The following is a 20550-nucleotide window of genomic DNA, read 5'->3' on the forward strand; positions in this document are numbered from 1 at the left end:
TACCGCTGCCCAACCCCAAGGGAGTCCGACGGCGGCCGCTCATTGCTGCTGTGACGGGCTTACCCGTCCGGTTCTACTGGCCTGGTCCCCCGCGATCGGTTGTCCGCACCGCGGGCCGGGTGTTCTTCCGGAAGCTCACCGGTGATGGCCGGGTCAAAGCTGTTGGCTCCAGTCTAACTGCTGGGGCCGCGGCGGCCATAACCATGCGGCAGCCTCGGCCTAGACTCGATCCATGACTGCTTCGGCCCGCCGCGCGCAAACCCTCTGGCGGCTGCTGGTGATCTGCATCCTGCTGCCCGTGGCAGCCATGTCAATGTTCCGTGCCATCCCGGCCGAGTGGCCCACCCAGGTGGTCCAGCTGCTGTCCTTCACCCCGTGGCTGGTGATTCCCGCCGCGGTGGCGCTGGTCCTGGCGCTGCTGGGCCGGCGGTTCCTGGTCACGGCCGCTGCCGCCCTGCTTCTCGGTGCGCAGCTTTTCTGGCTCTGGGCTCCCGACGCCGGACAAGCGGACGCTGCCAGGTCGGCGGCAGGACAGGCGACGGCGAGCCCGTCCGATCCCGGCGGTAACGTTCCGCTGACGGTGATGACCATCAATTCCCGCTTCGGCAGGGCCGATGCCGCCGGGATCGTCCGGCTGGTCCGGGACAACAGGGTTGAACTGCTCGCCATCCAGGAGTACACCCAGGCGTTGGAGGACCGGCTGGCCGCCGAGGGGCTGGGGAGCCTCCTGCCCCACCGGATCAGCAGCCCCGCAAAGAACGGCTCCGGCAGCGCCACCTACTCAAGACACCCGCTCGAAGCCATGGGGCTGATTCCCGACACCCCGTTCCAGATGCCGACCTTCCGGCTGACAGTGCCCGTTGGGGGTGCCGGCAGTGCGGGCGCCGGCAAGGCAGCAGCCACCCTCGAGGTCACCAATGTGCACACTCTCCCTCCGGTGGATGTCCGGGTGGGGCAGTGGCGCAGCGACCTGGAAGCGCTGGGCCGGCTGGTGGCCCGCAACGGGGCGGACGGCCAGGAAAACCAGCTGCTGCTGGGTGATTTCAACGCCACCTATGACCACTCGGAGTTCCGCAGACTGCTCGACGGCGGCCCGGGCGGCCGGAAGCTGGTGGACGCCGGCACAGCCTCCGGGGCGCGGTTCACGCCCACGTGGCCAATGGACGGCCAGGCGCTGCCCGGCATCACCATCGACCACGTGATCACCAGTCCGCGCATTCCGGCCTCGGGCTACGCCGTGCACCGCGTTCCCGGGACGGACCATGCGGCGGTGATTGCCACGCTGGCCGTCCCGGTGGGGGGTTAGCTCAGGCCTGCTTGCGGATCAGCTTGAAGGTCGAGGCCTGCGCCACCGGGCGGATGACGATCTGGTCGAGGTTCACGTGGTGCGGTGCGCTCACGGCGTAGCGCACCACATCGGCCACGTCCTCGGCGGTGAGCGGCTTCTCCACGCCCTGGTACACCTTGCCGGCCGACTCAGCGTCACCCAGCCGGTTGAGGGCGAACTCCTCGGTCTGGACCAGGCCGGGCGCGATCTCGATGACCCGGACGTTGTGGTCCGCCTCTTCCAGCCGAAGCGCCCCGGTCAGGGCATGCTGGGCGAACTTGGCGGCGTTGTAGCCGCCGCCGCCCTCGTAGGCATCCAGTCCGGCCGTGGAGGTCAGGTTCAGGACGGTGCCCTCGCCGTGTTCGCGCAGCATCGGCAGGAAGGCGCGGGTGAGCTTCATGGTGCCGAGGACGTTCACGCGGTACATCCATTCCCAGTCCTCGGTCACGGCCTGGCCCACGCGGTCCGCGCCGCGGGCGCCGCCGGCGATGTTGACCAGCGTGTCGATCCCGCCGGCGGAAGTCACCTCGGCCAGCAGGCGTGCAACATCCGTGTCCTCGGAAATGTCGGCGGCCAGGGCGACGGCGCCGGTCTCGGCTTCCAGCGCGGCCAGCCGTTCCTGGCGTCGGGCGACGGCGTACACGGTCCAGCCGTCGGCACGGAGCGCGCGCACGGTGGCCTCGCCAATGCCGGAGCTGGCGCCCGTCACGAGGGCTGCTTTGGTGGTGGACACGTCAGAGCTTGGGGAAACCTCAGTCATGGCACCACCCTAGCGCCAACGGTTGGCTGCCCGGCCCAATGTTTACCTCCGCGAACCCGTCACTTTCCCGGGCCAACACCTGCCAGGAATTCCAGCAGGACCCTGGCATGGTTCACGTCCGGATCCCTGGCCGCGTACAGCAGCGTCACCTTCCCGTGCTGCGCCGCCAGTTCCCGGAGCTGGTCCACCGCCGGATTGCCCGCCAGCTCGTCCTCATACTGGGCACGGAAGTCCTCGAACCGCTCCTGCATGTGGGCGAATTCCTGCCGCAGCGGCGGGGACGGCGCCACTTCCTTGAGCCACAGCTCCAGCCGGGCCCGATCCTTACTGACCCCGCGCGGCCAGAGCCTGTCCACCAGAACCCGGCAGCCGTCGTCGTCCACTGGTTCCTCGTAGATGCGTTTGATCGCAAAGGAAGCGTCTGGTTTCGCCATAGGCCGCATGTTACTCCCACCGTCGCGCTGCGGCGCCCACCGCCGGGAAGGAAACAACTGCCCGGCATGAAACAATTGGGACCATGGCTGAATCAACGCAGGGTACAGACACGCCCGCCACCGCCCCCATCAACGTTCCCGACAAGCCGGCCCTGGAAGGCCTGGAGGCTGCCCTCACGCAGCGCTGGCTCGCGGAAGGAACCTACCGGTTCGACCCGGACACCACCCGGGAGCAGGTCTACTCGATCGACACTCCCCCGCCCACCGCTTCCGGTTCCCTCCACGTGGGCCACATGTTCTCCTTCACGCAGACCGACGTGCAGGCCCGCTACATGCGCATGACCGGCAAGAACGTCTTCTACCCCATGGGCTGGGACGACAACGGCCTGCCCACCGAGCGCCGCGTCCAGAACTACTACGGCGTCCGCTGCGATCCCGCCATTCCGTACGACCCGGATTACCAGCCGCCGGCACAGCCGGCGAAGAACCAGCGGGACTTCGACGTCGTGTCCCGGCAGAACTTCATCGAACTGTGTGAAGAGCTGGCGGTCGAGGACGAGAAGGTCTTCGAGAACCTGTTCCAGACCCTCGGCCTGTCCGTTGACTGGAACCTGACCTACCGCACCATCGACGACACCTCCCGCGCCGTCTCCCAGCGCGCGTTCCTCGCGAACCTTGCCGCCGGCGACGCCTACATGGCCGAGGCCCCCACCCTCTGGGACGTCACGTTCCGCACCGCGGTAGCGCAGGCCGAGCTTGAGGACCGCGAGGTGCCGGGTGCGTACTACCGCTACCCGTTCTTCACCGCCGACGGCGAAAAGATCTTCATCGAGACCACCCGTCCCGAACTGCTCGCGGCCTGCGCCGCCCTGGTGGCAAACCCCGACGACGAGCGGTACCAGCCGCTGTTCGGCAAGACCGTGAAGTCCCCCCTGTTCGACGTCGAGCTGGAGGTCAAGGCGCACCCGCTGGCCAAGGCGGACAAGGGTTCGGGCATCGCGATGGTCTGCACCTTCGGCGACCTGACCGACGTCACCTGGTGGCGTGAACTCCAGCTGCCCACCCGCGCGATCGTAGGCCGCGACGGCCGCATCCTCGCCGAGACTCCGGAATGGATCACCACGGACGCCGGCCGCGAGGCCTACGCCGCCATGGCCGGCAAGACCGTCTTCTCCGCCAAGGAAGCCGTAGTGGAACTGCTCACGGCAGCGGACCTGCTCGACGGCGAGCCCAAGAAGATCACCCACCCGGTGAACTTCTTCGAAAAGGGTGACAAGCCCCTCGAGGTGGTCACCTCCCGCCAGTGGTACATCCGCAACGGCGGCCGCGACGAGGACCGCCGCGAACGCCTGATCGGCCGAGGCCACGAGATCGATTTCCACCCGTCCTTCATGCGTTCCCGGTACGAGAACTGGATTGCGGGCCTGAACGGTGACTGGCTGGTTTCCCGCCAGCGGTTCTTCGGAGTCCCGATCCCGGTCTGGTACCCGCTGGACGCCCAGGGCAACCCGGACTACGACTCCCCCATCCTGCCCTCCGACGAGCAGCTGCCTGTTGACCCGGCAGCTGACGCCGCTCCCGGGTATGACGAATCCCAGCGTGACCAGCCCAACGGCTTCACCGGTGACGCCGACGTGCTGGACACCTGGGCCACGTCCTCACTGACCCCGCAGATCGTGGGCGGCTGGAGCCGGGACGAGGACCTGTTCGCCAAGGTGTTCCCGTTCGACCTGCGCCCGCAGGGACACGACATCATCCGCACCTGGCTGTTCTCCTCCGTCGTCCGTGCCGACGCCCTGCAGGACGTGGCACCCTGGAAGCACGCCGCCATCTCCGGCTGGATCCTGGACCCGGACCGCAAGAAAATGTCCAAGTCGAAGGGCAACGTGGTGGTGCCGACGGACGTCCTGAACGAGTACGGCTCCGACGCCGTCCGCTACTGGGCTGCCTCCGCACGCCTGGGCGCCGACACGGCCTACGAGATCGCGCAGATGAAGATCGGCCGCCGCCTGGCCATCAAGCTGCTGAACGCCTCGAAGTTCGTCCTGAACCTTGGCGCCACGGAGAACTCGGTGGTCTCCACGGACCTGTCCGTCCTGACCAATCCCCTCGACCGCGCCCTGCTGGCCCAGCTCTCCGACGTCGTGGCCCAGGCCACCAAGGCGTTCGACAACTACGACTATGCCCGGGCGCTGCAGATCAGCGAATCGTTCTTCTGGCAGTTCACCGACGACTACGTCGAGCTGATCAAGGACCGCGCCTACGGTGCGGCCGGGGAGACCGAGCAGGCTTCCGTGCTGGCCGCCCTGGCCACCACGCTCGATTCGCTGCTGCGTCTCTTTGCGCCGTTCCTGCCCTTCGCCACTGAGGAGGTCTGGGGCTGGTGGCGGACCGGTTCCGTGCACCGCGCCGCCTGGCCGGCGCCGCTGGAGATCACCGACGGCGACACCGGCATGCTGGGCACCGTGGGCGTTGCCCTCAGCGGCATCCGGAAGGCCAAGTCCGAGGCCAAGGTCAAGCAGCGCACGGAGGTGCTGTCGGCGACGATCACTGCGCCGGAGACCCTCGTGGCCCAGCTTCAGGCCGGGCTCGGTGACCTCAAGGCCGCGGCCAACGCGCAGGAAATCTCGCTCAACACGGGCGAGGGCGAGCTCACGGTCAGTGACGTGCAGCTGGCCCCGGCCGAGGAACCGGCGCAGGCCTAATACGGCCAGGCCCTTATTCAGGGCAAAGGGGAAGCCCCATCAGCGTTTTGCCGTTGGTGGGGCTTCGACTTTTCGGCTGTCTGGTGACATCTTTGACAGTCTGGCAAGATCCTCAGAAGTTTCAGGTCTTCCTACCTTGTCACCGGTAGCCTGCTTCTAACTTTGCCGAAGGCTGCGTTGGAAGCATGTCACTGAATCATTGGTTCTTGCGTCCCGCTTCTTTCGAAGTGGGTAAGTTCTATCTTTGTCCTCCGGTACCGGATGCGCAAGAGCCCCGGCGGAACTACTCTGATGTAGTTCTGCCGGGGCTCTGACAGGTCAGCCGACCGCGCAGGTCAGTCGAAGGCGCAGATCAGTCGAAGGCAGGGCTTTCGGTGCGGCTGCGTTTGATCTCGAAGAAGTGCGGGTAGGCCGCGAGGGTCACCGACGCGTCCCAGATCTTCCCGGCTTCCTCGCCCCGCGGAATGCGGGTGAGGACGGGTCCGAAGAAGGCGGTGCCGTTGAAGGCCACCACCGGGGTCCCCACGTCCTGGCCCACAAGGGAGATGCCTTTTTCGTGGCTGGCCCGCAGCTGGGCATCGTACTCGTCGGAGCCGGCGACGGCTGCCAATTCGGCCGGGAGGCCGCACTCGGCAAGGGCCTTGCTGATGACGATCGAGAAGTCCTTCTCACCGCCGTCGTGGATCTGCGAGCCCATCGAGTCATAGAGCGGCTTGACCACGTGGTCGCCGTGCTTCTCCTGCGCGGCGATGATGACCCTGACCGGGCCCCAGGCCTTGTCCATGGCTTCGCGGTACTTGGGGTCGAGGTCGCGTCCTTCATTCAGCACGGACAGGCTCATGACGTGCCACTCCGTCTCGATGTTGCGGACGCCTTCCACCTCACCAATCCAGCGGGAGGTGATCCAGGCGAACGGGCAGAGCGGGTCGAACCAGAAGTCGGCCTTGTTGGCGGCGTTCTCAGACACAGCAAATCTCCTCAGGGAAGTCTTCGGGGTGTGGCGCGTGGCTAAGCCATACTTGCAGGGCGCACTTAAGCGACAGCGACGGACCGGGTGGATTTATTCCGACCAGCCCAATTCCCTCCAACTAGGCGGACTTGTTCCGGCGCTTGGCCACGACGTCGTGCGTGATCATGGTGGGCTGGGCCTTCTTGGCCACCACGTCGGCGGTGATGACCACGCTGGCGATGTCGTCCCTGCTGGGCAGGTCGAACATGACCGGCAGGAGGACTTCCTCCATGATGGCGCGCAGTCCGCGGGCTCCGGTCCCCCGTTCCAGGGCCTGGTCGGCAATCAGGTCCAGGGCGGCGTCGTCGAACACCAGCTCCACACCGTCCAACTGGAACATCTTCTGGTACTGCTTGACCAGCGCGTTCTTGGGCGTGGACAGGATTTGGATCAGGGCGGGACGGTCAAGGTTGGACACCGTGGTGATGACCGGCAGGCGGCCGATGAATTCCGGAATGAGCCCGAACTTCAGCAGGTCCTCCGGCATCACCTCGCCGTAGGAGTCGGTGTTCTTGACCTCGTTCAGCGGCGCACCGAAGCCGATGCCCTTGCGGCCGGAGCGGGAACCGATGATGTCCTCCAGGCCGGCAAAGGCGCCGGCAACGATGAAGAGGACGTTGGTGGTGTCGATCTGGATGAATTCCTGGTGCGGGTGCTTGCGGCCGCCCTGCGGCGGGACCGAGGCAACTGTACCTTCCAGGATCTTCAGCAGCGCCTGCTGCACCCCCTCGCCGGAAACGTCGCGGGTAATAGAGGGGTTTTCACTCTTGCGCGAGATCTTGTCGATCTCGTCGATGTAGATGATGCCCTGTTCGGCCTTCTTGACGTCGTAGTCGGCGGCCTGGATGAGTTTGAGGAGGATGTTCTCGACGTCCTCGCCCACATAACCGGCTTCGGTCAGGGCGGTGGCGTCGGCCACGGCGAAGGGGACGTTCAGCCGGCGTGCCAGGGTCTGTGCAAGGTAGGTCTTGCCGCAGCCCGTGGGGCCGATCAGGAGAATGTTGGACTTCGCGATCTCAACGTCGTCGTGGTGGACGCCGTCGGCCAGCGTGCCGCTCTTGGGCGCGTGGCCGGCCTGGATCCGCTTGTAGTGGTTGTAGACCGCGACGGCCAGGGAACGCTTGGCCGGTTCCTGGCCAATGACGTATTCCTGCAGGAAGTCAAAGATCTCGCGGGGCTTGGGGAGCTCGAAACTGCCCAGATCGGCGACCTCTGCGAGCTCTTCCTCGATGATCTCGTTGCAGAGCTCGATGCACTCGTCGCAGATGTAGACGCCAGGCCCGGCAATGAGCTTGCGCACCTGCTTCTGGCTCTTGCCACAGAAAGAGCACTTGAGCAGATCCGCGCTCTCGCCAATCCGAGCCATATGTGAACCCCTTAGTATCTTGCCGCAAGGGCAGCTTTGCTCCGGTTGCTGGAATCACAGCCTCACCTCGCGGATCCGGCAATGATTACATCCACTCTAGGTCACATTCGGCCCGAGGGGTGGAAACCGGACGCCGGTGCGGTTCAAAAATCTAAACCGCACCGGCGTCCGTTACTGCTGTTTGCCCGGCATGTGCCCGTATTTAGCGGGCCAGCGCCTGGGGCTTGATCTTGCGGGAATCGAGGACCTGGTCGATCAGGCCGTAATCCTGCGCCTCGGCGGCGGTGAGGATCTTGTCCCGCTCGATGTCGTTGTTGACCTGTTCCGGCGTCCGGCCGGAGTGCTTGGCCAGGGTTTCCTCCAGCCAGGTCCGCATGCGCATGACTTCAGCGGCCTGGATTTCCAGGTCGGATGCCTGGCCGCCCTGGCCGCCGGACAGCGCGGGCTGGTGGATCAGGACGCGGGCGTTGGGCAGTGCGAGCCGCTTGCCCGGCGTACCCGCGGCCAGCAGCACGGCCGCGGCACTTGCCGCCTGGCCAAGGCACACGGTCTGGATCTCGGGGCGGATGTACTGCATGGTGTCGTAGATCGCGGTCATGGCGGTGAAGGAGCCGCCTGGCGAGTTGATGTAGATGGTGATGTCGCGGTCCGGGTCCGTGGACTCCAGCACCAGCAGCTGCGCCATGATGTCATCGGCGGAGGCATCGTCCACCTGGACACCGAGGAAGATGATGCGGTCCTCGAAGAGCTTGGTGTACGGGTCCTGGCGCTTGAAGCCGTACGGCGTGCGCTCCTCAAACTGCGGCAGAACGTAGCGGCTTGTCGGCAGGTTGCCGGCAGACGATCCGAAATTGTAGTTCATGTTCATTGCTCCTGGATTCAGTTCTGTCTTGCTGCCGGTTAGCTCTGGCCGTTGGATGACGAGTTCTGGGTTCCGCCGCCGCCGGCGACGGATCCTGCGTGGGCCGAGATCTTGTCGAAGAAGCCGTATTCGAGCGCTTCAGTGGCGGTGAACCACTTGTCGCGGTCGTTGTCCTTGAGGATGGTTTCCACGGTTTGGCCGGTCTGGTCCGCCGTGAGCTCAGCCATGACCTTCTTCATGTGGAGGATCAGCTCGGCCTGGATCTTGATGTCCGACGCGGTGCCGCCGATGCCGCCCGAGGGCTGGTGCATCAGGATGCGGGCGTTCGGGGTGGCGTAGCGCTTGCCCTTGGTGCCGGAGGACAGCAGGAACTGTCCCATGGAGGCAGCAAGGCCGGTGGCGACGGTCACGACGTCATTGGGGATGAACTGCATGGTGTCGTAGATGGCCATGCCGGCCGTCACTGAGCCGCCGGGCGAGTTGATGTAGAGGTAGATGTCCTTGTTGGGATCCTCGGCGGAAAGCAGCAGCAGCTGTGAGCAGATGGCGTTCGCGTTCTCGTCGCGGACCTCGGAGCCAAGCCAGATGATGCGCTCTTTCAGCAGGCGGTTGTAGATGTAGTTGTCCTGGGCTGCAGGATCGACGGTTGCCATGCGGGGGGCCGCTGCTTGCTGTGACATTTGTACTTACCTCTCGCTGGTGACGGTGACGTTACGGTTCGACATCACTGAACTTCACTACTTGGACACTAACCGCTTTCGGAGCGGATTTGTTCGTCGGAATCGCACTGTTCGCTGACGGCGCACGATTGCCCGCGGGAGCTGTACACCGGCCGTTAACGCGCCAGCCCCCGGATCCGAGGACCCGGGGGCTGGCGCCACTGATGTGTGCAGCTGCTAGAACTTCACGGCCGCGGGATCGTCGTTCGCGACGGTCTCGCCGGCTGCCTCTTCAGTTTCGGTTTCCGCTTCGGCTTCGGCGGCCGGAGCCTCTTCGCCGCCGGGGCGGACGAAGTCGCTCAGGTCAACCTTGTTGCCCTCGGAGTCGGTGACCTCGGCCTGGCCCAGGACGACTGCCAGCGCCTTGCGGCGGCGAACCTCGGAAACCATCATGGGAACCTGGCCGCTCTGGTCGATGATCTGGGCGAACTGGTTCGGGTCCATGCCGTACTGGCTGGCGGTGGTGACGATGTAGTCGATCAGCTCGTTCTGGCTGACGCCGACTTCTTCCTTCTCGGCGATGGCGTCGAGGATGATCTCGTTCTGGAAAGCACGCTCGGTGTTGGCTTTGACCTCGGCGCGGTGCTCTTCGGTGTCGTGCTCGCCTTCACCGTGGGAGTTCTCGGCCTTGAAGTGCTGCTCGAGCTGCTCTTCAACGACGGAGTCCGGAACCGGAACCTCAACCAGCTCAACGAGCTTGTCCAGGACCTTGTCGCGGGCTTCGACGCCCTGCTCGACGACCTTGGAGTCGGCGGCCTGCTTGGCGAGGTCCTCGCGCAGTTCGGACAGGGTGTCGAACTCGGAAGCCAGCTGGGCGAAGTCATCGTTCGCCTCAGGCAGCTCGCGCTCCTTGACGGACTTGACGACGACCTTGACCTGGGCCGGCTCGCCGGCGTGCTCGCCGCCCACGAGGGTGGTGTCGAAGATGGCGTCCTCGTCAGCGCTCAGGCCGGTGACGGCCTCGTCCATGCCCTCGAGCATGGTGCCGGCGCCAACCTGGTAGGACAGGCCGGAGGCGGAGTCGACCTCGGCGCCGTCGATGCTGGCCGTGATGTCGATGCTCAGGAAGTCACCGTCAGCGGCCGGGCGCTCCACGGTCTTGAGGGTGCCGAAGCGGCCACGCAGTTCGTCCAGGGCCTTGTCGACGTCGGCGTCGGAGGACTCGGCTGCGGCAACCTCGACCTTGATGCCGGAGTAGTCGGGCAGTTCGATCTCGGGGCGGACGTCAACCTCGGCCTGGAACTTCAGCTCGCCGTCGGTGGCGGAGGGGTCCGGAACCTCGGTGATCTCAACCTCGGGACGGCTCAGCGGGCGGATGCCCGATTCCTGGACAGCAGCCTGGTACCAGCCGTTGAGGCCCTCGTTGATGGCGGTCTCCAGGACGTAGCCGCGGCCGACGCGCTGGTCGATCAGCTTGGCGGGAACCTTGCCCTTACGGAAGCCAGGAACCTGGATCTGCGAAGCAACAGTCTTGTATGCCTCGTCGATGCTGGGCTTCAATTCCTCAAAGGGGACCTCAACATTGAGCTTGACCCGCGTGGGGGTGAGGTTCTCGACAGCGCTCTTCACGGTCTAAGTACTCCTGGTTTTGTTGGATGGTTTCTGCAAACGCGTTGTTGTGACCAGGCCTGGGGCCCGGGCCGCAGAGTCGGGGTGACAGGATTTGAACCTGCGACTTCCTGCTCCCAAAGCAGGTGCTCTAGCCAAGCTGAGCTACACCCCGTAATGCACAGGACAGTCTACGTTCATCCCTGCCGCGATTGCACATTTGACACTTGGGGCATGAATTAGGTTTAGTTATATCCGGCTTGAACAGCCGCCGAAGAAAAGCCAAAGGCCAGTGCGCCGCAGCGCTTTCCTCCGGGGACGTAGCTTAATGGTAAAGCCTCAGTCTTCCAAACTGATTACGCGGGTTCGATTCCCGTCGTCCCCTCCACCGGAAAGAGGCCCCTCGATGAGGGGCCTCTTTCGCGTTAAGCCCTGGCCGTCATCTGGTCCCGGCCTAGGCGTGGCCCCCGATGTCCACCCTGCCGAGGGTGAGGCCGACTTCAAAGTTGGACGGCGTAGCGGGGCCGTACGCCTGCAGGTAGGTCCGGAGCAGCCAGCCGAGCGCCCTCCCGGCTTCGGCGGGCCGGAAGCCGGGAATTAGCTGCCCGGGATTGCGATACGTCGCTGACCTGCCCCTGCCGGCGCCAAAGCACAGCGCTCCGCGGAAGCCCGCGGTGCCCCGCGGCCCGAAGGTCCTGGCCAGGGTTCCGTCCTCCCAGAGGGAGCTGCGCACGTCCGCGCGGGACAGCACGGTGCTCCGCATCCCCAAGGACAGCTCGGCCGCCGGGCATCACCTGCGCATGCGCGCCGCACATGGCCCGCACGATGTCGGACGGGGAGCCGGATGGCGAAGGCGCCGCAAGCCTCTGGCGCTCCAGGCGCCTGGCACAGACCTGCTCCCAGGAATACTCCCGTACAGGCCCGTCAGTCATCGCCGGTCAGGCATTGGAAAGCGCCTCAGGCGGGCTGCTGGCAGGACGGGCACCAGTACAGTTTGCGGGCGGCGTGTTCGGCCAACGCAACCGCGGTACCGCAGACCCGGCAGGGCTGGCCGTGGCGGCGGTAGACAAAGTGGGCCTCCTCCCCCAGCGGAAGCTGATCGCTCCGGGTCCAGAAGCCGGCGGTGGTGGTGATGATCCGCCCGTCACGGACGCCGTCGGCCATCACCGCGGAGGTGTCGTCCCAGAGGAGGCCGGCGGCGTCCTCGCCGAGCGCACGGCCGGGAAGCAGGGGGTCGATCCTGCCGCGGAACAGCACTTCGGCCCGGTAGACGTTCCCGACGCCGGCAATCACCTTCTGGTCCATCAGCAGCGTGGCCACCGGCGTCCGCTTCGCCAGGATGCGCCGGATGAAGTCGTCCCGGCTGCCGCCGGCGTTGTGGAGCGGATCGGGGCCCAGCCTGTCCAGCACGGCCGCCGCCTCGGCGTCGGTGATGGCCGCGCACGTGGTGGCGCCGCGGAGGTCGGCCCAGCCGTGGCCACTCACCAGCCGCACCCGCACGGCGCCCACCGGCGCCGGCGGACCGGCGTACCCGGCGGGGGCGGTCCCGCCGGTGAGCCCGGCGCCGTCGTCGGCCACTTCCCGCTCCCCCACCCTGCGGGGAGCGCCGATGCTGGACGCCCCGCGGAAATGGCTGTCGCCGCCAAAGTCCCACGCCCCGTACAGGCCGAGGTGGACGTGCAGCACCAGCCCGTGTTCGAAATGCAGGAACAGGTGCTTGCCGTGCGCGGACGCGTGCACCATTGTGTGCCCGTCCAGCAGGGCGGCGCCGGCGGCAAACCGGCCCTGGGGGCTGCTGACAGCCAGCCGCTCACCGGCAAACACGTCACCGAACTGGCGGGCCAGCCGGTGTATGGAGTGGCCTTCCGGCACTATTCGACGATCTCGCCGGTGGTTTCGTAGGTGGCGATCTTGCCGATGCGGCGGACGTGCCGCTCGTCGTTGCTGAAGGGCTCCTGCAGGAAGGCCTCGATCAGGGAGGTAGCCTCCTCGACGCTGTGCTGGCGCCCGCCGACCGCCACCACGTTGGCATCGTTGTGCTCGCGGGCCAGCGTTGCAGTGGCGTGGTTCCAGGCCAGGGCCGCGCGGACGCCCTTGACCTTGTTGGCCGCGATCTGCTCGCCGTTTCCGGATCCGCCCAGCACGATGCCGAGGGCGTGGACGCCGGCTTCCTGGTCCGCCACCACTGCGAGCGCCGCCTTGATGCAGAACGACGGGTAGTCGTCCAGGGCGTCGTATTCCTTGGGGCCGTGATCCACCACGTCGTAGCCGTTCGCCGTCAGGTGCTTGACCAGATGGGCACTCAGTTCCATGCCGGCGTGGTCGGTGGCGATGTGGACCCGCGGAAAGGCAGGGTTTGTTGTCACGGTAGCTTCCGTTCAGTCATGAGCACCGGGGCGCGGCCGGGCTGGTACAGGTCAAATCAACAGATCCAAGAGTACTCGGTGTGCTGGCGCCGGCGGGGTGCCGCCCGGGCCGTTACGCGGCAGCTACGCTTCCGCGTCGCCCTGGGCCGGCGGGCGGTTGTCCGGCGGGCGCATGTCGCGGCGTGCCCTTGCCGCAACGCGGGTCAGGACCTCGGCGAGGAGGGCGGCGGAGTCGGGGTTTCCGCCGCTTACGGCAAGCCGGCGGCCGTCGGTCTTGCGGACGACGACGGCGGGGCCGCTGCTGACGAGCACTGCTGCGGTTCCGTCGTGGTTGCGGTAGCCCCACCCGCCGTAGTCGGCGGCGCGGACGTCAGCCGGCTGGGCGGCAGAGATGGCGGTGGCGGGGACGTCGATGACCCGGAGGATGCCGGCGAGGAAGACGCGAAGCCCGCTGCGGTCCGCGGTGACCCTGGCGAACAGGAACGCGGCCCCGACCAGGGCGGCCGCCACCAGCAGGGCACCCAGCCACGGCACGACGATGGCAATCAGCGAAGCGGGAAACAGGCTGGCGATGGCGATCATGACAAAGACGGAGCTGCGCGCATGCACCCAGAACCGCACGGAATCCCCGGCAAGGTCGGGGTCGAGCTCCTGCTCCAGCGCCCGCTGCAGGGCACGGTCATCCTCCGGCGTCCACTGGTGGTCCGCCTTGAAGACGAACCCGATGACGACCCCCAGGGAAAGCGCGGCCCCGCTGCCGGAGGCCAGGACAATCACGTCCACACTGGACTCCCTGGCGTCTGCCACCCCGGCCTGGCCCACGAGGGCGGCCGCCAGCACGGTGGTGACAAACAGGCTCACCGTCAGCCCTGCGCCCATCATGATCCGGCGCATCACGGTTGGCCGCGAAAGCGGCACGGACTGCAGCAGCACCAGCCAGCCGACGAGGACGATCATGGCAGCCCCGCCCCCCACAAAGGCGGGGAACGGCGCGAAGGCGGTGCCGCCGTCGTTATTCCACATGACCGCCAGCGGTTCCGGCAGGTCCGGCCGCAACAGCACGGCACAGACCGCGAACCCCGCGGCAAGCAACACTGGGAAGCCGATCGCGAACCGCAGCGCCTTGGTGTCCACAGCATCGAGGATCTTTCCCATGCCTTAACGCTACCCCCGCGCCGGGCGGCTGGAGATGGCTCCCGCAACGAACGGCCCGGAACTGCGCCCCGAAGTGACCCACGCTACTTGCCAAGCGGCGCCGGAATGAAACAATGGCTTCACAGTGATGCAACCGCGCGCGTGAACACCGTGCGCAGCAGCCGGCGGGCCGGTTTGGTCCGGCCACCCCAACCTCTGGAGGCACAACCTTGCCAGGCATGAACCTGACCCGCGCCGAAGCACGCGAGCGCGCCGCCCTGATTACCGTCGACTCCTACGATGTCAGCCTTGACCTGACCAGGGGTGAGACGGTGTTCGGTTCCACCACCACCGTCAGGTTCACGGCGGAGCCGGGCTCGTCGTCGTTCATCGATGCCGTGACCGAGGCTGTCCACAGCGTCACGCTGAACGGCCGCGAACTGGACCCCGCCGAGATCTCCGACGGCGTGCGGATCCAGCTGCCGGACCTGGCTGCGGACAACGAACTGACAGTGGTGGCGGATGCCCCCTACATGAACACCGGCGAAGGCCTGCACCGCTTCGTGGACCCGGTTGACGGCGAGGTGTACCTGTACACGCAGTTCGAGGTGCCGGACTCGCGCCGGATGTTCGCCGTCTTTGAACAGCCCGACCTCAAGGCCACGTTCCGGTTCCGCGTCACGGCGCCCTCGCACTGGGACGTCATCTCCAATTCACCGACGCCGGAGCCGGTGGCGGCCGAACCCGGGAACGACGGCGGCGCCCGCTCGGTCTGGGACTTTCCGCCCACGCCCCGCCTGTCCTCGTACGTCACAGCGCTGATCGCCGGACCGTACCAGTCGGTGCGCAGCGACGTCACCAGTTCGGATGGCCGCGTGGTGCCGCTGGGCGTCTTCGCCCGCAAGTCCCTCATGCAGTACCTGGACGCGGACAACATCTTTGAGCTCACCCGGCAGGGATTCGAGTTCTTCGAGGCCGAGTTCGGCTGCCCGTACCCGTTTGAGAAGTACGACCAGCTGTTTGTGCCGGAGTTCAACGCCGGCGCCATGGAGAACGCCGGTGCGGTCACCATCCTCGAGGGCTACGTCTTCCGCGGCAAGGTTCCGGAGGCGCAGGTGGAGCGCCGCGCCATCACCGTCCTGCACGAGCTGGCCCACATGTGGTTCGGCGACCTCGTGACCATGCGCTGGTGGAACGACCTATGGCTCAATGAATCCTTCGCCGAATACATGTCGCACCTGGCCGCGGTGGAGAACACCAAGTTCCAGAGCGCCTGGACCACGTTCGCCTCGGTGGAAAAGTCGTGGGCCTACCGCCAGGACCAGCTGCCCACCACCCACCCGATCTTCGCCGAAATCAACGACCTGCATGACGTCGAGGTGAACTTCGACGGCATCACCTACGCCAAGGGCGCCTCGGTGCTCCGGCAGCTGGTGGCCTGGGTGGGGCCGGACAAGTTCATGGCGGGCGTGCGCGAATACTTTGCCAAGCATTCCTGGCGGAACACCGAGCTCGCTGACCTGATGGTCGAACTGGAGAAGGCCAGCGGACGCGACCTGGACCAGTGGGGCCGGCTGTGGCTGGAAACGGCGGGCGTGAACTCGCTCAAGCCGGAGCTGGCGGTGGACGCCGACGGCACCATCACGTCCTTCGCAATCCTGCAGTCCGCGGTTGCCGAGCAGCCCACCATCCGCCCGCACCGCCTGGCCGTGGGGTTCTATGACCTCACCGAGGAGGGGACACTGGAGCGCGTGCACCGTGAGGAACTGGATGTCGACGGCGAACGCACCGAGGTGCCGGAACTCGCCGGACTGAAAAGGCCGGACCTGATCCTGCTTAACGACGATGACCTCGCCTACGCCAAGGTGCGCCTGGACGAGCAGTCCCTCGCCACGGCCACGGCCCACCTGAAGGATTTCCGCGAGAGCCTGCCGCGGACACTCGTGTGGGGCTCGGCCTGGGACGCCGCAAGGGACGGGGAAAGCCCCGCCCGCGGTTACGTCGAGCTGATCCTGGCCAACATCGCCTCGGAGTCTGACTCCTCGGTGATCCTCGTGCAGCTGCGGCAGCTCGCCACCACGCTCACCTTCTACGTGGCCGAGGAGCACCGCCAAGCCACCACCGTCGCCGCCGTCGACCGCCTGTGGGAACTGGCCTGCGACGTTCCGGGCGGTTCCGACGCCCAGCTGCAGTTCATCAAGTCCTTCGCCCTCCTGGCCCGCAGCGCGCAGCAGCTGGACCGGATCGCCGGGTTGCTGGACGGCTCCGTCACCCTTGCCGGACTGACCGTCGACCAGGACCTCCGCTGGGAGCTCGTGGCCGCCCTCGTGGCCGGCGGCAGGCTGGGCCAGGCGGACATCGACGCCGAACTGCAACGGGACAACACCTCCAGCGGCCAGAACGCGGCCGCCCTGGCCAAGGCTGCCATCCCCACGCCGGAGGCGAAGGCGGAGGCCTGGGAGTCGATCGTCGTCAAGGGCGATCTCTCCAACGCGATCCAGGCCTCGGCCGTCACCGGCTTCACCCGGGTCCTGGACACGGCGCTGCTGGAGCCGTACGCGGAGAAGTACTTCGAGGCCGTGCCGGGGATCGTCGCTGAACGGACCTTTGCCCTGGCCCAGCAGATCGTTCTCGGACTGTACCCGGCGCAGCTGACCAGCCAGGCCACCGTGGACCGGACCGACGAGTTCCTGGCTTCCCTGCCGGAGGAGAGCGCTGCGCTGCGCCGGATGATGCTGGAAAACCGCGACGGCGTGGCCCGGGCGCTGCGGGCCCGCGCGGCGGACGTCTAGGCCGTGGCGCTCGACGAGCACCACTATGCACTGCGGGTCCGCTGGACCGGCAACCTTGGAAGCGGCACGTCGTCATACCGGGCCTACTCCCGGGACCACGACATCGAGATTCCCGGGCTGCCGGTCCTGCAGGGCTCGGCCGACCCCACCTTCCACGGCGACCGCTCCCGGTACAACCCCGAGCAGCTGCTGCTGACGGCGCTGGCGCAGTGCCACATGCTCTCCTTCCTGCACGTGGCGGTAAAGCATGGCGTGGTGGTCCTGTCCTATGAGGACAACGCCACGGGCATGATGCGGCTGAACCGGGACGGCAGCGGCCAGTTCGAAACCGTCACGCTCCGCCCGCAGGTGACAGTGGCGGATCCGGAGCACATTGCGCTGGCGGAACAGATGCACCATGAGGCCAACCAGGTGTGTTTCATTGCCCGTAGCGTAAATTTCCCCGTCCTGCACGCTCCCGTTACCACAGCCGGAAGTCCATAGCCAGCCGCAGACCCCGCTAGGCTTAAAAGCGACCAAAGAGCGGCCGGTCTCCCCGGTAAACGCGGAGACCGGCCGCCGCCGGACAGCAGCAAGGAGCCTTCCTGCAGATGTACAGCATGTTCACAACGCCCTCGGCCTCACTGGAGCCCACCGGACTTGACCTGGCCGGCGTGGCCATCAGCCTTGGCGCAGGAATCGTCCTGTGGCTGATCGCGAGTTTCCTGATCGCCAGGATCACCCGGCGCGTGGCGAATGGCACGTCGCTGTTCAAGAAACCGCACTTCCGCTGGGTGGCCCCGGCGCTGCGCGCCCTGGACCATGAGCGGCGCGTGCAGCGGGCCAACACGATCGGCTCGCTGCTGAAGAGTGGCATCGGCGTGGTCATCGCCGTCATCACCTGCATCTACATGCTGAAGAACCTCGACGTCGATGTGGCGCCGCTGCTCACCAGCGTGGGAATCCTCGGTATCGCCATCGGCTTTGGCGCCCAGCAGCTGATCAGGGACTTCCTTGCCGGCATCTTCATCACCATCGAGGACCAGTACGGCATTGGCGACATCATCGAAACCAGCGAAGTGGTGGGCGTGGTGGAGTCGATCGGGCTGAGGATTACCCGCGTCCGCGACGAGAACGGCGCCATCTGGTACCTGCGCAACGGCGAGATCCTCCGCGTGGGCAACCGCTCGCAGGGAAACTACGTCGCGCCCGCCGAGGCGGACGATTCGGCCGAAGCCGAGCACGCACCCCAGCAGAAGGCCGGAGAATAGCCATGACCATCCCCTCCCTCCCCACTCCGCCGGAGCCGGGCGTCCGCAAGCCGCTGATGCGCAACGATCCGTTCAGCCAGCCCGGGTACACGGACAACTTCTACGACGCCGTGGGCGGCCACGAGACGTTCGTGAAGCTCATTGACGTCTTTTACGACGGCGTTGCCACCGATCCGCTGCTGCGCCCCATGTATCCGGAAGAGGACCTGGGGCCAGCCAAGCGGCGTTTCCTGATGTTCCTGGAGCAGTACTGGGGCGGCCCCACCACCTACGGCGAGGAGCGCGGCCACCCCCGGCTGCGGATGCGCCACATGCCGTTCCGGGTGACGCCCGAGGCGAAGGACCGCTGGCTGCACCACATGCGGACCGCGATCGATTCCCTGGACCTGCCGCCGCTGCATGAGGGAACGCTGTGGGACTACATGGAGCGCGCGGCGCTCTCCATGGTGAACAGCCCGTCCGACGCCCAGGGCTAGGGCGGTTGCGTCCCCGGCCTACAGCAGGCCGGCGCCCGTCCGCGCCAGCACGTGTCCGCGGCTGCCGCTGAGGCGGAACCAGCGCCCGGAACGGTAAAGCTTCTGTTCGTCGCCGGCCTGTTCGTCCCCGCCCAGGAAACCCAGGGTTAGGGCGGCGAACGCCGCCCCGGCGGGCACCCCGTGCCGTTCCTCCAGCCCGCGCCCCCAGACGGCGGCCCGGGCATTGTTGACGATCAGGGCCCCGGGCTTGTCCGGAACTATCCCGGCCACCTCGGCGATGCCCGCTTCGGCAACCTGCCGCAGTTCGGCGTCGGGCACCGAGTCCACCAGTTCCCAGCCGCTGCGCGGTGCACCCACGCCGGCCCATGACTCGGTGACGGTCGACGGCGGGACCGGAAGATCGGCGTCGTTCTCCCCTGCCCGGGCCAGACGGTCCAAGACGGCCGCGAGCGGAACGGTCACGTCGACGGCGGACGGCTCTGCCAGCGCCATCGTGCGGAGGCCGAGAATCGTGGGCGTGGACTCCCCGAGGATCCGGGGCCGGAGCACGCAGACGTAGGCGGCCAGAACCGTGCCGGCCGCCTGCAGGCGGATGGCACCGTCATCGATGGCCTTGGCACGGGTGACAAAGGTCTTCAGGTCGGCGAGGTCGCGGGGGTCAGCGAAGCGGAAAGACTGGGTAAGGAGATCAGACACGTTAAGAACACTACCGGCTGGGGCTCGGTTGAGCGGTGCCGGGGCGCCGTCTAGAGTCAAACCATGACTGAAGCGGACGCCGGATTGCAGGCCTTGCCCACGAATGACCCCACGACCTCGCTCCTCGACCTGCTGGACCTCGGCGAGCTGGAAGGCGCCCGCACTGATGAGGACATTTTCATGGGTCCGTCGCAGCGCCAGCCTCACCAGCGCGTCTTCGGCGGCCAGGTCCTGGCCCAGTCACTGATCGCGGGAATGCGCACCGTGGACGAGGAGCGCACCGTCCATTCCATGCACGGCTACTTCCTCCGGCCCGGAGATGCGAACAAGCCCATCACCTTCGGGGTCCAGCGTCTGCGGGACGGCCGCTCGTTCTCCGCGCGGCGCGTGCACGCCTACCAGGACGGCACACCGATCCTGTCCATGATCGCCTCGTTCCAGGCCGGCGACGAGGGCATTGAGCACCAGTCCGAAATGCCGGCCGGCATCCCGGATCCGGAGACCCTGCCCACCACCGCCGACCTGCTGGGCAAGTTCGACCACCCCGTCGCCCGTCACTGGGCGTACGAACGGCCCTTTGACATCCGCCACGTGGATCCCGCCCTATATGTGGCGGCCACGGGCAAGAAGGAAGCGCACAACGCCGTGTGGATGAAGACCTTCAGCCCCATGCCGGACAACGCCAACATCCACCGCGCGGCGCTGGCCTACGCCAGCGACTACACGCTGCTCGAGTCGATCCTCCGCAAGCACGGGCTGAGCTGGATCACGCCGGGCATGAGCGTGGCGAGCCTGGACCACGCCATGTGGTGGCACCGTCCCGTCCGTGTGGACGAGTGGCTCCTCTACGTGCAGGAATCGCCCAGTGCCCAGGGAGCGCGCGGCCTCGCGACCGGCAAGATTTTCAGCCGCGAGGGCCTGCACGTGGCATCCGTGGCGCAGGAGGGCATGGTGCGGGTGCCGACGGACATCAAGAGCAAGGTGGCCGGCGCCGTGCAGACCAAGATCCTGCAGCACCAGATGCGCAAGGCCTGACCTCCCCTGATACGAAAAGGGCTGAGGTACGAAAAAGGGCCGGCCCCGGGTTGATCTGGTCAGATCAACCC

At 66.7% G+C, this 20550-nt stretch carries 19 protein-coding genes and 2 tRNA genes; 8 read left to right on the forward strand and 13 right to left on the reverse strand.

The genetic code is table 11. From position 1 onward, the window contains the following. Positions 1-232 precede the first annotated feature (232 nt). Entirely contained in the window at positions 233-1306 is a 1074-nt protein-coding gene (locus ACFVTE_RS14425; protein WP_387101424.1) for an endonuclease/exonuclease/phosphatase family protein, read from the forward strand. A 1-nt stretch (position 1307) separates the two neighbouring features. Here the strand turns inward: ACFVTE_RS14425 and ACFVTE_RS14430 are convergent, their stop codons facing one another. Continuing rightward, a complete protein-coding gene (locus ACFVTE_RS14430) occupies positions 1308-2087 on the reverse strand; it encodes an SDR family oxidoreductase (RefSeq protein ID WP_387101426.1) in 780 nt (259 codons plus the stop codon). A gap of 59 nt (positions 2088-2146) precedes the next feature. Continuing rightward, positions 2147-2521, reverse strand: coding sequence for a DUF488 domain-containing protein (locus ACFVTE_RS14435; protein ID WP_387101428.1), 375 nt, complete (start codon positions 2519-2521; stop codon positions 2147-2149). A gap of 83 nt (positions 2522-2604) precedes the next feature. On the opposite strand from ACFVTE_RS14435, the gene valS reads away from it, so the two are divergent. Next, positions 2605-5226: a valine--tRNA ligase gene (gene valS / locus ACFVTE_RS14440; protein ID WP_387101430.1), complete on the forward strand. Its 2622-nt coding sequence runs from the start codon at positions 2605-2607 to the stop codon at positions 5224-5226. A 352-nt stretch (positions 5227-5578) separates the two neighbouring features. Here the strand turns inward: valS and ACFVTE_RS14445 are convergent, their stop codons facing one another. The 6 genes from ACFVTE_RS14445 to ACFVTE_RS14470 all read right to left on the reverse strand — a co-directional run bounded on the left by ACFVTE_RS14445 (position 5579) and on the right by ACFVTE_RS14470 (position 10905). After that, on the reverse strand, positions 5579-6193 hold the full coding sequence (locus ACFVTE_RS14445; protein ID WP_387101431.1) for a DsbA family protein: 615 nt from the start codon (positions 6191-6193) through the stop codon (positions 5579-5581). 121 nt (positions 6194-6314) lie between these two features. Further along, entirely contained in the window at positions 6315-7601 is a 1287-nt protein-coding gene (gene clpX / locus ACFVTE_RS14450; protein WP_354259346.1) for an ATP-dependent Clp protease ATP-binding subunit ClpX, read from the reverse strand. 202 nt (positions 7602-7803) lie between these two features. Further along, the gene (locus tag ACFVTE_RS14455) at positions 7804-8463 is read right to left on the reverse strand and encodes an ATP-dependent Clp protease proteolytic subunit (protein WP_377952825.1); all 660 of its coding nucleotides are present in this window, start codon (positions 8461-8463) and stop codon (positions 7804-7806) included. Positions 8464-8501: 38 nt separating this feature from the next. Beyond that, positions 8502-9116 carry an ATP-dependent Clp protease proteolytic subunit gene (locus ACFVTE_RS14460; protein ID WP_377996106.1) on the reverse strand — a complete coding sequence of 205 codons (615 nt, stop codon included), beginning with the start codon at positions 9114-9116 and terminating at the stop codon, positions 8502-8504. A 243-nt stretch (positions 9117-9359) separates the two neighbouring features. Further along, complete coding sequence (gene tig / locus ACFVTE_RS14465; RefSeq protein WP_387101434.1) at positions 9360-10751, reverse strand: trigger factor; 1392 nt, start codon at positions 10749-10751, stop codon at positions 9360-9362. Between the two features lie 79 nt (positions 10752-10830). Beyond that, positions 10831-10905, reverse strand: a tRNA-Pro gene (locus ACFVTE_RS14470). Between the two features lie 139 nt (positions 10906-11044). Between ACFVTE_RS14470 and ACFVTE_RS14475 the strand changes: the two genes are divergently transcribed. After that, positions 11045-11118 (forward strand) — tRNA-Gly (locus ACFVTE_RS14475). A 66-nt stretch (positions 11119-11184) separates the two neighbouring features. On the opposite strand, the gene ACFVTE_RS14480 is transcribed toward ACFVTE_RS14475, so the two are convergent. The 4 genes from ACFVTE_RS14480 to ACFVTE_RS14495 form a co-directional block, all read right to left on the reverse strand. Further along, positions 11185-11493: a hypothetical protein gene (locus ACFVTE_RS14480; protein WP_387101436.1), complete on the reverse strand. Its 309-nt coding sequence runs from the start codon at positions 11491-11493 to the stop codon at positions 11185-11187. 194 nt (positions 11494-11687) lie between these two features. Then, the gene (locus ACFVTE_RS14485) at positions 11688-12602 is read right to left on the reverse strand and encodes an Fpg/Nei family DNA glycosylase (protein WP_387101437.1); all 915 of its coding nucleotides are present in this window, start codon (positions 12600-12602) and stop codon (positions 11688-11690) included. Continuing rightward, positions 12602-13096, reverse strand: coding sequence for a ribose-5-phosphate isomerase (locus ACFVTE_RS14490; RefSeq protein WP_377952821.1), 495 nt, complete (start codon positions 13094-13096; stop codon positions 12602-12604). The genes ACFVTE_RS14485 and ACFVTE_RS14490 overlap by 1 nt, the downstream gene beginning before the upstream one ends. Positions 13097-13219: 123 nt before the next feature. Continuing rightward, positions 13220-14251 (reverse strand): hypothetical protein, encoded by a 1032-nt coding sequence (locus ACFVTE_RS14495; protein ID WP_387101439.1) that lies wholly within the window; start codon positions 14249-14251, stop codon positions 13220-13222. Between the two features lie 218 nt (positions 14252-14469). Here ACFVTE_RS14495 and pepN point away from each other — a divergent pair, with 218 nt between their 5' ends. The 4 genes from pepN to ACFVTE_RS14515 all read left to right on the forward strand — a co-directional run bounded on the left by pepN (position 14470) and on the right by ACFVTE_RS14515 (position 18748). Beyond that, positions 14470-17022 (forward strand): aminopeptidase N, encoded by a 2553-nt coding sequence (gene pepN, locus ACFVTE_RS14500; RefSeq protein WP_387101441.1) that lies wholly within the window; start codon positions 14470-14472, stop codon positions 17020-17022. A 3-nt stretch (positions 17023-17025) separates the two neighbouring features. Continuing rightward, positions 17026-17505, forward strand: coding sequence for an OsmC family protein (locus ACFVTE_RS14505; RefSeq protein ID WP_387101443.1), 480 nt, complete (start codon positions 17026-17028; stop codon positions 17503-17505). Positions 17506-17612: 107 nt separating this feature from the next. After that, complete coding sequence (locus ACFVTE_RS14510) at positions 17613-18272, forward strand: mechanosensitive ion channel family protein (RefSeq protein ID WP_387101445.1); 660 nt, start codon at positions 17613-17615, stop codon at positions 18270-18272. A 2-nt stretch (positions 18273-18274) separates the two neighbouring features. Further along, on the forward strand, positions 18275-18748 hold the full coding sequence (locus ACFVTE_RS14515) for a globin (protein ID WP_387101447.1): 474 nt from the start codon (positions 18275-18277) through the stop codon (positions 18746-18748). An 18-nt stretch (positions 18749-18766) separates the two neighbouring features. On the opposite strand, the gene ACFVTE_RS14520 is transcribed toward ACFVTE_RS14515, so the two are convergent. Next, positions 18767-19444 (reverse strand): hypothetical protein, encoded by a 678-nt coding sequence (locus tag ACFVTE_RS14520; protein WP_387101449.1) that lies wholly within the window; start codon positions 19442-19444, stop codon positions 18767-18769. A gap of 63 nt (positions 19445-19507) precedes the next feature. On the opposite strand from ACFVTE_RS14520, the gene ACFVTE_RS14525 reads away from it, so the two are divergent. After that, positions 19508-20479, forward strand: a complete 972-nt coding sequence (locus ACFVTE_RS14525; protein ID WP_387101451.1) for an acyl-CoA thioesterase — start codon at positions 19508-19510, stop codon at positions 20477-20479. Positions 20480-20550: the final 71 nt, after the last annotated feature.

The organism is Arthrobacter sp. NPDC058097, from assembly GCF_042884885.1.
Lineage (GTDB): Bacteria > Actinomycetota > Actinomycetes > Actinomycetales > Micrococcaceae > Arthrobacter.